Here is a 13,918-nt window from a genome sequence, read left to right on the forward strand (position 1 = left end):
AATGCCCACAGTGAGAGCGTCCGGTTGACGGCGGAGGCGATTGTGGAGGCAAGCGCGAGGAAGAGGAGGCAGTTTCGGGTCTTCGGCGATTCGAGTCGGGAGGGAGGCAGAGGAGTAACCGGGGCCTTAGCAGTCGAGGAACCAAGTCTTTCGGATTTGGATCCGGATGCCTGTGAGCGGTTCAGGGATGGAGGAGAGGAAATCTTCACGGTGCGCCGAGCCGGATGCTGATGCGGTAGAAGCGATGGTCCGGTTCGCCGGCCGGCAGCGGATGGCTGGCAGTCGTTTCGGCGGTGGACTGCCGGGTGATGAGATCGGTCCACTCGTCGAGATCGGCCGAGCTCTGGAGGATATATTCGCGGCCGGGGATCTCATTCCACTCCAGGCCCAGGGATTGTTCGGTGCGGGTCACCCTGAGCCGCGGCAGTGAATCGCCGCGCGCCGGATCGGTGCCGGCCAGCCATTCGGCCTCCGTGTTAAAGCCATCTCCGTCCGCATCGCCGGTGTCATTGACGCGGGTGTCGATCTGGTAGCTCGCGCCGGCTTCCGCAGGAAAATCGAGCACGCCATTTTGGCGGGTCACCGAGCGCACGGAATTGCCGCTGCGGACGAAGGCACCGGGGCTGCTGATGCTCGCGGGCAGGCGGAGCTTGATTGCCTGCGCACGCGACGAGCGCACCGCCAGCGCGGTGGGAATCCCGCCCTGCCAAGCGGCATCCACCTCGTAGCCACCGCGGGCACGGATGCCGGTGAACGAGCCGCTCGCCCATGCCGAGGGCAAGGCCGGCAGCACCGATACCTCGCCGGCATGGGACTGGACGAGCATTTCACACACCGCGGCGGGGAAGCCAAGATTTCCGTCGATCTGGAATGGCGTGTGAGTCGTGTAGAGGTTCGACATCGTGTTGTAGGTCAAGAGACCCCGTACCATGTCGTAGGCCTTATTCGGATCTCCCAGGCGGGCCCACAAGGCGGCGCGCCAGGGCCAAGTCCACGAGCGGCGCGAGTCGCCGGTGGTGCCGCGGTCTTGCAGCGAGATCTTCGCGGCGGCGACATAGGCGGGCGTCTCCACCGGATTGAACTGCGAACCGGGATACGCCGCATAGAGGTGCGAGGTGTGGCGGTGGCCGTCGTGCTCGATCGTCGGCCTTTCCGTGGTCCACTCCATCACCTGCCCCCACGAGCCGATTCCCGGGACCAGCAGGCGCGAGCGCTTGTCAGCCAGCAAGGCGCGGAATTCTGGCTCGATGCCGAGGACATCCGCCGCGGCGATCGTATTCGAGAAGAGGTCCCACACGATTTCCTGCACATAGGAGACGCCGTCCTCGGTCGGCCCGTGCTCGGGCGACCAGCCATTCGGGCCGACCAGCTTGCCATCCGGCCGTGTCACCAGGCGGGCGATCCAGAATTCGCAGATCTCCTTCATGACCGGCCAGGCCGTGCCTTGCAGGAAAGCGGTGTCACCACTGTGGGCATAGTGTTCCCAGTAGTGGCGGGCCAGCCAGGCGGAGGATGGCGTGTCCCAGTCCCACCCGTGCCCGCCGAAGGGATTCACCGAGGTCCGCATGGTCCACCCCGGCGTCTCCGCGCCGAAGGAGGCCTTGGTCGCGGTGCGGCTGAGCGGCGCGATGGCACCGAGGTAGCGGAACAACGGCTCGTGGCACTCGGAAAGATTCGCCGGCTCCGCCATCCAGTAGTTCATCTGGAGGTTGATATTGACGTGGTAGTCGGAGAACCACGGCGGGTTGTTGCTGTTGTTCCAAAGCCCCTGGAGATTCGCCGGCAGCGAATCGCGCGAGCAGGAAATCAGCAGGTAGCGGCCGAACTGGAACAGCAGCGACTCCAAGTGGCGGTCGGTGCCACCCGCCTTGTACGCCGTGAGCCGCGCGGGAGTGAGCGTTTCCGCCGGAGCCGCGCCCAGGTCGAGCGTGACGCGATTGAAAAGCGCGTGATAGTCCGCAAGGTGCGCTGTCTTCAATCCATCGTAGCCGAGGGCCTGCGCGGCATTGAGGCGGGCGGCGACCGGCACCGCGGGATTGATGCCATTGCGGAAGGCCGGGGTGGTGGTGGCATCCAGCGCGTAGTCGGTGGCCGCGGCGTGGAGGATGACCAGCGAGTCGCAATTCTCCGCCCGCAGCGTGTTGCCGGAGACGGTCAAGGAACCACCCGTGTGGAGGACTCGGACCCGCGTGGCGTAGCGCAGGCCGTTGTTCGACAGTACGGCGGCGAAGCCGATCTCGCTGCCTGCAGCCACCGTGGTTTCCGCGTGGGCTCCCACGAGCCTGAAACTGGTGCTGATCTTCCCCGCTTGATCGGCCGAGAAACGGGTGGCGATGATCTGGTGCGGATGCGAGGCGAACGATTCACGGAGGAAATTCACTCCATTCCGTATCCAGGTCACGCGGTGGATGGAATCGGCGACATCGAGCGAGCGAACCAGATTGGCGGGTACTGCCGTGGTCAAAGCCGGCGTCAGCGTGATCTCCGCCACTTGGAAATGAGGGACCGCGGTATTCGGTGCGAAGACGAAGCGATAGTGCGTGTAGGCACCGGATGTCGCGGCGGTGAAGTTCACGGTCTGCTTCCGGTTCGGGAACGGCCACACCGGGGTGGTCGCCGCGCTGAGATTGCGGCTGTCGAGCTGGGTCCAGGAGCTGCCGTCATTCGAGCCCTCGAAGGTCCAGGTCTTCGGATCGCGGGCCGCCACGTCATTGGCCGAGGCCAGCGAGTAGCCGGTGAAGACCACTGGCGCCGGATAGGATGCCTGCCAGATGACGGTCTTGTTGAGGTGCTCGAAGCACCACTTGGTATCGACGCTGCCGTCCACGGACTTGGCGACCGTTTCGGTGGAGGAGGCCGCCATGTGGTCAGCCAGCGTGGGCCAGGACACCGTCGGGCCCGCGGCACCCTCCTCAAGGTAAAGGTCGCCGAAATTCTGATAGGCCCCGAACGAATTGACGTCATAGCCGCCGGAAGGATTGGCGCCGCCCGTCCAGAGGGTGATCTCGTTGAACTGCATCCGCTCGGCAAGTGGGCTGCCGTAGATCATCGCCCCAACCCGGCCATTGCCGATCGGCAGCGCCTGCGATTCCCAATCCGTCGCGGGAGTGGCGAAGCGGATTTCCAGCGGCCCGGCGAGCGCGGCGGCGGCGGCGACGAGCGAAGCCGCGAGGCAGCGATACAGAAAAGCGGAAAGGAACATCGATTCAGGTCAAATTGGAGAGCTTTGCGGAGCCGGTGCCCCGGCTGTATCCATTGTCGTCGGCATGGATTTTCATGGAGATCCTGGCAAGGCAAAGCCGCCAAGCCACGGCCACAGTGGCAGGAACATTACGTCACTCAATGGATATTTCTGTGCCATTTATTGATATAGAGAGACCCAATCGGCATTCCAAATGCTAACCCGCGCCCCGCTGAAGGGTCTCTCGGAATTCGTCGCAGCAAGTCAACCACCCCTCTCCCAGCGCCAACGGCGCGACATCCCTCAGCCCCGGGCAACGTCCATGGTGCCCGCGCGCGGATCATTGCGGCCTGAAGGGCCGCGAGACGGGCGGAGCGCACATCGTCATCGGGCGTGCATCTCCCCTAACAAGTTCGCACATGGGATGTGACCCAATGCCGCTTCCATCCTCTCCTAGTCTATCGGGCCTTCAGCCCTCCTTATGATCTGGATGGCAAACCACGCCCGTTGGGCGGGGCTGAGGGATTACGCCCCCTTGGGGCTTGGAGAATACCGGGTCGTTGACAGGACATCGTGCCGTTGGTGCGAGAAACCATAGACATTCACGCAATAGCCATGGTGTCGAAAATCGACCGGGGCTCCCGTCACAAACACAAGAACCATACCCCCAACGCAAAGGCCCCGACCCACACCGCGCCGATGTGCGCGAGGCCGAAGCTGCGGGCTCCCGGGGTCTCCGCGCGATGATCATGGTGCGGGCCGAAGAGCGCACCGTATTTCATCACAAGCCATCCTCCGAGGATGGTCCAGAAGACGAGGAATGCGACGATGATGAGCTTGATGACGAGTGGCATGGCGGACGAACCGACTCTGCCAGACTCCCCCGCAGTCGATAGGTACAGGTGAAAGAAAATCGCCGGAGTACAGAATCTGTACTGCATTCGTTTCGCGGCGGCTGTATCTGGCGGCGATGGCTAAACCGCCCAAGATCGTTGCCATGCCTACCGCTGCGCCGCTGCACCAGGAGCTTTCCGAAAAGCTCGCCGGATTGATTCGCGCCGGAACCTTTCCCGCGGGCTCGCGCTTTCCCTCAATCCGCCATACCAGCCGCGAGCACCGGGTTAGCATCTCGACGGTGATGGAGGCCTATCGGCACCTTGAGGACGAAGGCTTCATCGAAGCCCGCCCGCGCTCCGGCTACTTCGTCGCGCCCCCCAAGATCACGGCCGACCGCTTTCCCACGACAGCCACGCGCGCATCGAAGCCGCTGAAGGTCGGCTCGATCATCGAGGCGATCATGGACACCGCCGGCGACCCGGCCTTCGTGCCCTTTGCGACCGCGGCACCGGGCGACGGCATCGTGCCGGAGTCGAAGCTCGCCGGGATCACCCGCGAGGTAATGCGCAAGCACGGCGCAGAAGCCCTGCGCTATACACCGCCACAAGGCCGCCGCGAACTGCGCGCCGCGCTTTCCCGACGGCTCTTCGACATCGGCCTGAAGGTCGCACCGGATGAAATCATCACGACCCAAGGGGCCACCGAGGGCCTGCTGCTCGCCCTGCGCGCCACCACGAAAGCCGGCGATCTCGTAGCCGTGGAATCGCCCGCGTACTTCGGCACGCTCAATCTGGTCCGCGACCTTGGGCTGCGGGTCATCGAGATCCCCGTCGATCCACGCACTGGCCTCGTCGTCGAAGCCTTGGCCACGGCGTTGAAGAAGCACGCCATCGCCGCCTGCATCGTGCAGCCGCATTTCCAGAACCCGCTCGGCAGCGTGATGCCCGAGTCTAACAAAAAGGCGCTCGCCGCCCTCGCGGACAAGCACGGCTTCACGATCATCGAGGACGATGTCTATGGCGATCTCTCCCACGATGGAGTGCGCCCGCCCTCGATCGCCATCCACAGCGATCGCGTGATCCATTGCGGATCGGTATCGAAGACCATCGCCCCCGGCCTACGCGTCGGCTGGCTGGTGCCCGGTGCCCACCTCGCGGAAATCCGGCGCTTGAAAGGCATCCAATGCCCTTGGAATGGCACGCTCTCCGAACTCGTCATCGCCGGCTTCCTCGATGCCGGCGGATACGATCGCCACCTCCGCCGCATCCGCGGACTCTACGCCGGCCAATGCGCCCAGACGCGCGAGGCGGTGCTGCGGCACTTCCCCGACTACGCCCGCGTGAACCGCCCCGCCGGTGGCTTCGTGCTGTGGGTGGAAATGCCGGCTGGCTTCGACTCGCAGGCTTTCACCCAGGCCGCGCTGAAGAAAGGCATCAGCCTCTCGCCCGGGACCATCTTCTCCGCTTCCGGCGGCTTGAATCATTGCTTCCGCCTGAGCTGCGGCTTCGCCTTCGGCGAGCGCACGCTGGAAGCCATCGCCACTCTCGGCAAACTCGCACCGCATCACCGCTCGTGAACGCTTCCCGCAAAGGCATGCTCTTCGGGCTGGCGGGCGTGATGGCATTCGGCCTCACGCTGCCCGCCACGCGGCTGGCGGTGGCGTCACTCGATCCGGCCTTCGTCGGGCTCGGTCGTGCCGCGGTGGCAGCGTTGCCCGCGGCAATGTTGCTGTTTCTAACAAAGCAGCCATTCCCATCGCGCGATCAATGGCAGCGCCTCGCCATCGTCGTGCTCGGCGTAATCGTCGGCTTCCCGCTGTCGATCGGTTGGGCAATGCAACGCGTGGATGCCTCGCATGGCGGCGTGGTGCTCGGCCTGTTGCCGCTTGCCACCGCCTGCGCAGCCTTCCTCCGCGCGGGGGAAAATCCATCGCGGCGCTTCTGGGTATGCAGCCTGGCTGGCAGCGTCACCGTCGTTGCCTTCGCCCTTACCGCGAGCAGCGGCAAGCTGACTCCCGCGGATGGCGCGCTGCTATTGGCCGTCGCCTTCGCTGCGATCGGCTATGCCGAGGGCGGCCGGCTCGCACGCGAGCTGGGCGGCTGGCAGGTCATGTGCTGGTCGCTGGCGGCGGCGCTGCCCTTCATCCTCGGCCCGCTGATCTGGCTGGGACTTAACTACGGCGTCCATGGCACCACATCATCGTGGGCGGGTTTCGCTTACTTGAGCTTGGTCAGCTCCTTCCTCGGCATGTTCGCGTGGTATCAAGGTCTCGCCCTCGGTGGCGTGGCGAAGGTCGGCCAGATCCAGCTACTCCAGCCATTCTTCACCTTCCTCTTCGCGATGGCCTTCCTCGGCGAACGCTTCGGCTGGCAACCGGTCGCATGCGCGGCGCTGGTCGCCGGGCTCATCGCCCTTGGCCGCCGCGGCGCTGGTCCCAGAGGTACCAGCCTTCCACTTTCTCGCGCGCCCACGGTGTCTTCCGCAGAAACGTGAGGCTGGATTTGATGCTCGGGTTGTCGAGGAAGCACCTGACCCGGATCCGGCGACCCATCTCTTCCCAGCCGTAACGCTCCTGCAGCGTGCGGACGATGGTCTCCAGCGTCACGCCATGCAGCGGATCCCTCGGGTGCTCTCTCGATGGCGGTGGTTCCTCGCTCATGACTTACGACCCTCGTCGTACTCGTAGAAATCGAACATCGTCATCAGCTCCGCGCGGTCCGCGAAACCCCCATCGGCCTTGGCCTTCTCAAAGAACTCCGTGCCGCCGTCCTCATCGCGCCAACCGCGCTTGCAGGCGAAACCGTTCCACACCAGGTAGTCGATCGCATGCAGTCCGCGGCCTTCACCGAGACACCACGCGAGCGTATCCTCGTCGCTGGCCCCTCCGATAATGCGGGTTTTCACGTCCGCGTAGTCCACCCGGAGAAAGGCGCAAATCCGGCCATCGAACCCCTTCCCGAGGTAGCCGTGATAGTCCTGGCCGAGTTCCCCGGCGGCGTGCAGGCGGATCTTGTCGCACATCCGAGGGAAATAGACGAGTCCGCCGGTTTGATCGTAGGCGCTGCGGGGAAAGCGGGGCATGGCGGGATTCTCGCAGGATCAGGCCGCGGCGCAATTGTCATGACACACGCCTCGCGAGTGCGGCAGCTTCACCAAGAATCGACGCAAATCAGGAGCCTTGGGACCGGGCGACTGAAGACATCCAAGCATCCGATTTTCGGCGCGAAGGCCCGATCCCTTCAAAATTGGCGTTCATTCGCATCCATTCGCGGTTGATATCTCCAAATGCACCCGCGGGAAATCCGCTTGCCGGACCCCGCTGGCTCTGGTTCATTCCCGCCCGTTCCGCGAGGTAACGCCGATGTAGCTCAGGGGTAGAGCAGGTCATTCGTAATGATCAGGTCGGGGGTTCAAATCCCTTCATCGGCTCCACTTCCCACGCATTTTCCCGAAGGTGCGGGAATGCCGGGAGAGCCTCAGGGCTTGCAGACGCTACAGGTGCCGCCCGCCTTGCAGTGGCCGCAGTTTTTACAGTTCTTGCAGGCCGTGCATGTGCCCGTCGGAGAACATTTCGCGTTGGAATAATCGCCGCAGCACGCCGACACGGGCGCGGTCACGCGGGGAATGGACGAAGAGCACCCGGCCAACACGAGGGCGAGCAAGGGGAGGAATTTCATCGCTAGGACCCTAGCACGTGGGATGTGTTCACGCAATTCTTCTCACTTCAGGCCGAAGGGATTCGTCCCCTTCCCGCCCGCGGGTTCTACGATGCCCGTGCTACCGTCGGTCAGGTCGATCCGGCCGCCGGCTTGGCAGACGAGCTTGAGGCGGTCCGGCGAAAGGACCTCCACGGTCATGTCCTTGGCATCACGCTTCAGCGCGCTGATGCCCTTCGCCGCGAGCACGACCTCGCCGGCGTGCGGCGCGGTGAGGACGATCCAGCGGACATTCCCCTGCCCGGCGGCGGCATTGACCTCGAAGCCGCCCTCCGCCGTGAAGCCGCGGAAGACGGTCTTTTCCCACTTCGGCGACAGGGCGGGAAAAACGTGGATGATTCCATTCTGGCTGCGGAAGGCCATTTCCTGCAACGCGGTCGCACAGTGAAGCGGTGTCTCCATGACGGGTGCCGAGCCGCCTTCGCGGTAGAGCGTGTTCGCATCGACGAACTTCCGGAAGCCGTCGAGAAAGCCCTGCGCCCGTGCGCCATCGCCGAGGATCGCGGACATGGCGATGCCGCCGGTGAAGGAGTAGCCCAGCAGCGCGCCTTTCTTCGAGTGCCAATGGTCGAGGTTCGACTTGATCCACTCTGCGCCGTGGCTTTCCGGCGTCACGATCCCGTAGGGATAGATCATGAGCAGGTGCGACCAGTGGCGGTGGCTCTTTGCGTAAGGCATGCCGGCCCCGATGAAATACGAGTCCTCGTCCTTCGGGAAAGGGACCAGCTTCTCTAGGATGCGCCGCCACTCGGGGGCGAGCGGATCCTTCGCGCCGAACTTGCCATCCATCTCTAACAGCGTGCGGCAGCCCCACACGAGACCCGCAAGATCGTAGTTCGCATCGGCCGCCTCGCCATACTCGGGACTGTGGGTCTTCGGCAGGTGCAGCAGTCCATCCGGTCCCTCGGTGAGGAAATGCCGGTGGTAATTCACCGCGCGCTTGAGCAGCGGGAAGAGCTGTTCCTTGCCAATGCGCTCATCCATCGAGACGCGGTAGTGGCGATAGAGATTGTGGCAGATCCACAGCAGATTGCCGGCCTCCATGCCGATGTCGGCACGCTCGCGAATCGGCCGGCCACCCGGTTGGCCAGCCCAGCCGAAGAGGTCCGGCCCGGTATTGCGACAGAGGGCCGCGGAGTCGGCGCGATACTTCTCATCCACCGAGCGGATCATGCCATCGAGTCCCGCCGCGAGGTGCTTCGGCACGGACTCCGCCTCCGTGAAACGGCCGGACGAGTAGAAGGTCGAGTAGCTGAGCTGCACGTTCAGATTCCACCAGGTGGCGGCCCAGCCGGACGGTTGGAGCCACGGGCCGCTATTATCGATCAGGCCGCCCCCGGCCCGGGTAGCCGAGGCCATCTTGTAGATCTGGATCCAGTAGAAGGATTCCCAGTAGGGATCGCCAAAGCTGAAGAAGCTCTTGGGATACCACTGGTGCCACCACTCGCGGTGCGAGCTTTCGAGCGTGGCAAATGCAGCGGCCGCGGATTCCTTCACGAGACCTTGGGCCTCTGCAGCAGGAAGTTCCTTGGTGTCATAGGCCACGGTCCAAAATAGCTTGTTGTCCTTCTGCTCCCACGCCGTGACGTAGCCTCCGCCCGCGGCAAGCGATTGCCCAGAACGACCCTTGCTACGATCTCCCTCGTACTTCGCGGGTGGATTGGGAACGCGTTGGTTGCGGAACTCCGCGGACAAATTTTTCTCCCGGGGACTCACCGCTGGCTCGGCCACGAAGTCGAGCGTGGCTCCACCTTCACCCCCGCTTCGTTTCAGCTCGATGACGCCGGCCCCGTTCGTCGCGTGAATGAAGATCCGCCACGCGACCTCGCCGCGATCGGTGACCAGCTTGCCGCGCGCTTCGGCATTCCACAGGTCGATGCGCGCGGTGCTTTTCGCGGGGTCGATCTTTCCCTCCGTCTTCAACTCGAAGCGCCCGATCGGCAGGCGGCCGCGGTTCTGCACCTCGATCGCGTCCGGCACCTTGCCCTGCCACAGGTCATCGGTGCGGTGGTCGTGGACGCGATTGCTGCCCACTTGAAAACTGAGCGCATTTTCACCTGCCAGGCGGGCCATCATGCCAAGCTCGCCATTGCCCACGAAGGGAGCTTCCCACCACTCCTTGCCCATGCGGTTCCAGACCGGATCGTGGCCGCCGAGAAAGGCAGGCCAGTCGATCCTCTCTTCCAGGGCCGTAGCGGGGAGGAGTAGGGCAGCGATCAGAAATGCGGCGCGCAGGATCTTCATGGAACCGGTAGGCTGACAAACGCCGCCACAAAACGGCAAGCCACATTTGTCATACAAATTTATCCATGCGTCCCGACAGAGGGATTGCACGGGCGGGCGCTTCCGCTAGAGTGACTTGGCATGGACGCCGTTCTGGATCTCCCGCAAATCGGCGACCGGCACGCCTTCAATCTGGCGCGCTGGCAGGAGATTTGCGCCGACCCACAGGTGCGGGCAATCGCGGGCAGGGTCGAGTCGGACGCACACGGTCATATTCTCATGAGTCCACCCCCGGCATTCGAACATTCCCAATTCCAGTATCGGATCGCTCGGTTACTCGGCGAACTTCTTGGACATGACGGTGCATCAACGGAGTGCCCAGTCTCCACGACGAAGGGAATCCGGGGAGTCGATTCGGTCTGGATTTCAGAGGAACGACGGAAACAAGCACTTCGCAGCGGGGTCCTCTTCATCGCGCCGGAGATCTGCGTGGAAGTCCTATCGCCCGGCAACACCCGCAACGAAATGGAAGAGAAGCGTTCCCTTCTCTTCCAAGCCGGAGCCGACGAAGTCTGGTTCTGCGACACCAAGGGACGCATGTCTTTCTTTCTGCGCGACGCGCCCCTGGTGGCTGCCGAAAAGTCGCTCTATTGTCCGGGCTTCCCGGAGTCGATCGGGTAGGCAAAGCTCGGCCGTGCCCATCGCCATGCTCATCCTCGCCTGCGTCTTGTGGGCGGTCAGCTTTCCCGTCATCAAGGCGCTGGACCTGGAGCAAACCGCGCGCCTGCCGGAGGCCTCCAAGGTCTTCTTCGCCGCGTGGCTGCAGATGGCGCGCTTCGCCTTGGCCGCCGCGATCATGATCCCGCTGGTGGTAAGACAGTGGCCAACGCGCAAGGAGGTCATTCAGGGCACCTGGCTCGGCGCATGGGGCGGACTCGGCATGGCCCTGCAGGCATGGGGCCTCGGCTACACCGAGGCTTCCACCTCCGCCTTCCTCACCCAGGCCTACTGCGTGATCCTCCCGCTGGTGGCGTGCGTGAAAACGCGCCGCGCGCCGACGCTGAAGGTGGTGACCGCCACCGCGCTCGTCATCGTCGGCGGGGCGATTCTTTCCGGTGTGAGGCCCGGTGAATTGAAGATCGGCAAGGGCGAGGCCGCGACACTGGCCGCCGCCTTCATCTTCACCTTCCAGATCCTCACGCTGGAGAATCCGAAGTACGAGGGGAATCGTGGCTTGCCCGTCACTTTCGCGATGTGCGTGGCGATCGCGGCGATCTTCCTGCCCGTGAGTGCCTTCCTCGCCCCAGATGCCGCCCATCTGATCTCCCCTGCCGCATCGTGGCCGGCGATCACCTTGCTGCTGGTCCTCGCGCTGGTCTGCTCGGTGGGTGCCTATGGCCTGATGAATACTTGGCAACCTCGCGTCCCCGCCACCGAGGCCGGGCTGATCTACACCACCGAGCCGGTTTTCACCGCCGGGTTCGTGCTGTTCCTGCCAGTGATGTTAGGCCAACTTGTCGGCAGCAGCTATCCGAACGAATCCCTCACCTTCTCGCTGGTGGCGGGAGGTTCGCTGATCCTCGCCGCCAACCTCCTGATGCAATGGAAACGCCGACCCCACCCGCCCGCGATCGCTCCCGCACCCTGAAAGCCCTTCGCTTCATCGGCCGCAATCTGCTGCGGCTGCTGATGGTGGTTCCCGCGCTGTGGTGCTTCGGTGCGGTCAATTACGACGGCCCCTTTCCGGGCTCGGGCAATCTGGTCCTCGCCATCCTGTGGGCGGCACTCACGGTCTTCCTGCTGTTACGCGCCCGCTCAAAGCGCGACCGCTGGCTGTCCTTCGCTGGCGCGCTGGCGCTGGTCATTCTGCCATGGTCATTCAAGCAGCCGCGCAACGACCGCAACTGGTCGCCGGAATACGCCCGCACCGCGAATGCCACGGTGGAGGGCGACACGGTCACCTTCACGAATTTCCGCAACTTCGACTACAAGCTCGATGGCACCATCACCGAACGCTGGGAGACCCGCACCGTCCACCTCTCGAAGCTGCGCGGCATCGACTTCTTCCTCAACTACTGGGGCTCGCCCTTGATCGCGCACCCGATCTTTTCCTTCGACTTCGGCGATGAAGGACACATCGCCTTCTCCATCGAGACCCGCCGGGAAAAAGGCGAGACCTACACCACACTCGGCGGGCTCTACAAACTCTACGAGCTGAGCTATCTGGTCGGTGATGAGCGCGACTTCGTCCGCGTCCGCACCAATATCCGCAAGGACGAGGATGCATATCTTTTCCGGCTCGCTACCACGCCGGAAAACGCGCGGGTGCGCTTCCTCGAATACGTCAGCCAGATCCAAGAGCTCGCCGCCAAGCCGCGCTTCTACAACGTGCTCACCGCGAACTGCACCACCGCCATCCGCTCGCAGGTCCACATCAAGAAGAAGACCGTCCCGGACCTGCGGCTGCTGCTGAATGGCAAGCTCGACGAGATGTTCGCCGAGCACGGCCTGTTCGCGGTGAAGGACCTCCCCCTTGCCGAACTCAAGCAGCGCGGCCATGTCGATGAGCGCGCCATGGAGGCACAAGATGACCCGGAGTTTTCGAAAAAAATCCGGCAAAATGTGCCGGGATTTGCTCCGTAAGTCTGCATTTTATGCAAAGATGTAAAATTGGGTTTTCCTAAGGAAATCGTTGGGTATGAGTGAGGTGCTCCTCATTCCTTCCCATGAAACTCCGCCATCACCTCCCGGCCATGGCGCTGCTCGGCCTCACCAGCAGTGCCTTCGCGCTCAAAATCGAGTTCCGCTACGATTACGACACCAACGGCTTCTTCAACAGCGCCGCAGCCAAGGCCGCGCTCGAAGCAGCCGCTGACTTTTACGAGCCGCTGATCCATGACTCGCTCGCGGCAATCAATCCTGCCGGCGGCAATACGTGGGAGGCCAAATTCACCCATCCAGGAAATGGCACTACCCAATTCCCGGTCGCCAATTTGGTGGTGCCGGCCGATACGATCATCATCTTCGCCGGTGGCCGGGCACTCAGCAGTGCTGGCTTGGGCGGCTACGGCGGCTACGGCGCATCCGGTAGCCAGGCTTGGTTCGATCTCCTCGCTTGCCGCGGCCAAACCGGTGCCTTGGAGACAACGCCAACCGACTTCGCACGATGGGGCGGGGCCATCACGTTCGACACGGGAAGGACGTGGAATTTCTCGCTGACTGATCCCACGGCCCCCGGTTCTGCGGATTTCCTTCCGATTGCCCTCCACGAATTGGGGCATGCCCTGGGGCTTGGCGGCGCACCTTCCTGGACGACCAAGATTTCCGCCAGCACCTTCACCGGAGCGCACGCCGTCCAGGTCTATGGGGGGAATGTGCCTCTTTCGGGCACCGGCCATTGGCGCGACAACTCCTGCGGCGGAACCGATGGCTATCTGGCAAGCGACACCAATAAGATCCTCAGCAAGGCATACGGTGCCTTCGGCGCTCCTCACGGGTTCCCCCAAATCGCCCTGATGGATCCGAGCGTCTGCGGCAACGGCACTTTCCAGAAGGTCATGACCGACCTCGATATCGCCGCCCTCCGGGACGTGGGATGGGAGATCGATCCACCCTTGGATTTGACCGTCCCGAGTCTCGACCCCTCTGCCAGCCCCTTCGTCTTCTCCTGGCCGAGCACCAGTGGCTTCACCTACCGGCTGCAGCGAAGCCCTTCCCTTGCCGCGAATTCTTGGACCACCCTTTCGACCCAAACGGGCAACGGCACCATCCAACAGTTCTCCACTGCCACTCCCGGCCTTGCGACGGCTTTTTACCGTTTGACCACCGATGTTCCGGCGGCTGGCGCGTTGTTCGTCGAGCCTCCTCCCTTGGTTCCCGCTCCTCAATCGGCCCCTTCGATCGACGTCGAGGGTTGCCAATGCGGCACTCCTTGGCTCGACCATTGACCGCCGCTTGACGC

Annotated in this window: 11 protein-coding genes and 1 tRNA gene; 7 read left to right on the top strand and 5 right to left on the bottom strand. The window is 63.6% G+C overall.

Annotated features, from left to right (window positions below; translation table 11 throughout):
- Positions 1-205 precede the first annotated feature (205 nt).
- Positions 206-3,202: a glycosyl hydrolase family 95 catalytic domain-containing protein gene (locus OKA05_RS25750; protein WP_264490093.1), complete on the bottom strand. Its 2,997-nt coding sequence runs from the start codon at positions 3,200-3,202 to the stop codon at positions 206-208.
- A 623-nt stretch (positions 3,203-3,825) separates the two neighbouring features.
- Entirely contained in the window at positions 3,826-4,035 is a 210-nt protein-coding gene (locus OKA05_RS25755; protein WP_264490094.1) for a hypothetical protein, read from the bottom strand.
- A gap of 116 nt (positions 4,036-4,151) precedes the next feature.
- Here OKA05_RS25755 and OKA05_RS25760 point away from each other — a divergent pair, with 116 nt between their 5' ends.
- Positions 4,152-5,594, top strand: a complete 1,443-nt coding sequence (locus tag OKA05_RS25760) for an aminotransferase-like domain-containing protein (protein WP_264490095.1) — start codon at positions 4,152-4,154, stop codon at positions 5,592-5,594.
- On the top strand, positions 5,591-6,511 hold the full coding sequence (locus OKA05_RS25765; protein WP_264490096.1) for a DMT family transporter: 921 nt from the start codon (positions 5,591-5,593) through the stop codon (positions 6,509-6,511). The genes OKA05_RS25760 and OKA05_RS25765 overlap by 4 nt, the downstream gene beginning before the upstream one ends.
- On the opposite strand, the gene OKA05_RS25770 is transcribed toward OKA05_RS25765, so the two are convergent.
- Both OKA05_RS25770 and OKA05_RS25775 read right to left on the bottom strand, forming a co-directional pair.
- Entirely contained in the window at positions 6,423-6,677 is a 255-nt protein-coding gene (locus OKA05_RS25770) for a VF530 family protein (RefSeq protein ID WP_264490097.1), read from the bottom strand. The genes OKA05_RS25765 and OKA05_RS25770 overlap by 89 nt on opposite strands.
- Positions 6,674-7,099, bottom strand: coding sequence for a DUF5069 domain-containing protein (locus OKA05_RS25775; protein WP_264490098.1), 426 nt, complete (start codon positions 7,097-7,099; stop codon positions 6,674-6,676). The genes OKA05_RS25770 and OKA05_RS25775 overlap by 4 nt, the downstream gene beginning before the upstream one ends.
- A 276-nt stretch (positions 7,100-7,375) precedes the next feature.
- Here OKA05_RS25775 and OKA05_RS25780 point away from each other — a divergent pair.
- Positions 7,376-7,450, top strand: a tRNA-Thr gene (locus tag OKA05_RS25780).
- A 287-nt stretch (positions 7,451-7,737) separates the two neighbouring features.
- Here OKA05_RS25780 and OKA05_RS25785 read toward each other — a convergent pair.
- Entirely contained in the window at positions 7,738-9,978 is a 2,241-nt protein-coding gene (locus OKA05_RS25785; protein ID WP_264490099.1) for a glycosyl hydrolase family 95 catalytic domain-containing protein, read from the bottom strand.
- Between the two features lie 120 nt (positions 9,979-10,098).
- On the opposite strand from OKA05_RS25785, the gene OKA05_RS25790 reads away from it, so the two are divergent.
- The 4 genes from OKA05_RS25790 (at position 10,099) to OKA05_RS25805 (ending at position 13,904) form a co-directional block, all read left to right on the top strand.
- Positions 10,099-10,638, top strand: coding sequence for a Uma2 family endonuclease (locus OKA05_RS25790; protein WP_264490100.1), 540 nt, complete (start codon positions 10,099-10,101; stop codon positions 10,636-10,638).
- Positions 10,639-10,651: 13 nt separating this feature from the next.
- On the top strand, positions 10,652-11,605 hold the full coding sequence (locus tag OKA05_RS25795) for a DMT family transporter (protein WP_264490101.1): 954 nt from the start codon (positions 10,652-10,654) through the stop codon (positions 11,603-11,605).
- Complete coding sequence (locus OKA05_RS25800; protein WP_264490102.1) at positions 11,560-12,600, top strand: Lnb N-terminal periplasmic domain-containing protein; 1,041 nt, start codon at positions 11,560-11,562, stop codon at positions 12,598-12,600. The genes OKA05_RS25795 and OKA05_RS25800 overlap by 46 nt, the downstream gene beginning before the upstream one ends.
- An 83-nt stretch (positions 12,601-12,683) precedes the next feature.
- On the top strand, positions 12,684-13,904 hold the full coding sequence (locus tag OKA05_RS25805) for a matrixin family metalloprotease (RefSeq protein ID WP_264490103.1): 1,221 nt from the start codon (positions 12,684-12,686) through the stop codon (positions 13,902-13,904).
- Positions 13,905-13,918: the final 14 nt, after the last annotated feature.

Source organism: Luteolibacter arcticus, from assembly GCF_025950235.1.
In the GTDB taxonomy this organism is placed as follows: Bacteria; Verrucomicrobiota; Verrucomicrobiia; order Verrucomicrobiales; family Akkermansiaceae; genus Haloferula; species Haloferula arctica.

Bases quoted from the DNA above. Each gene is read 5' to 3' on its own strand.
- OKA05_RS25750 (WP_264490093.1), bottom strand. From the start codon at position 3,202: ATGTTCCTTTCCGCTTTTCTGTATCGCTGCCTCGCGGCTTCGCTCGTC.
- OKA05_RS25755 (WP_264490094.1), bottom strand. From the start codon at position 4,035: ATGCCACTCGTCATCAAGCTCATCATCGTCGCATTCCTCGTCTTCTGG.
- OKA05_RS25760 (WP_264490095.1), top strand. From the start codon at position 4,152: ATGGCTAAACCGCCCAAGATCGTTGCCATGCCTACCGCTGCGCCGCTG.
- OKA05_RS25770 (WP_264490097.1), bottom strand. From the start codon at position 6,677: ATGAGCGAGGAACCACCGCCATCGAGAGAGCACCCGAGGGATCCGCTG.
- OKA05_RS25775 (WP_264490098.1), bottom strand. From the start codon at position 7,099: ATGCCCCGCTTTCCCCGCAGCGCCTACGATCAAACCGGCGGACTCGTC.
- OKA05_RS25785 (WP_264490099.1), bottom strand. From the start codon at position 9,978: ATGAAGATCCTGCGCGCCGCATTTCTGATCGCTGCCCTACTCCTCCCC.
- OKA05_RS25790 (WP_264490100.1), top strand. From the start codon at position 10,099: ATGGACGCCGTTCTGGATCTCCCGCAAATCGGCGACCGGCACGCCTTC.
- OKA05_RS25800 (WP_264490102.1), top strand. From the start codon at position 11,560: ATGGAAACGCCGACCCCACCCGCCCGCGATCGCTCCCGCACCCTGAAA.
- OKA05_RS25805 (WP_264490103.1), top strand. From the start codon at position 12,684: ATGAAACTCCGCCATCACCTCCCGGCCATGGCGCTGCTCGGCCTCACC.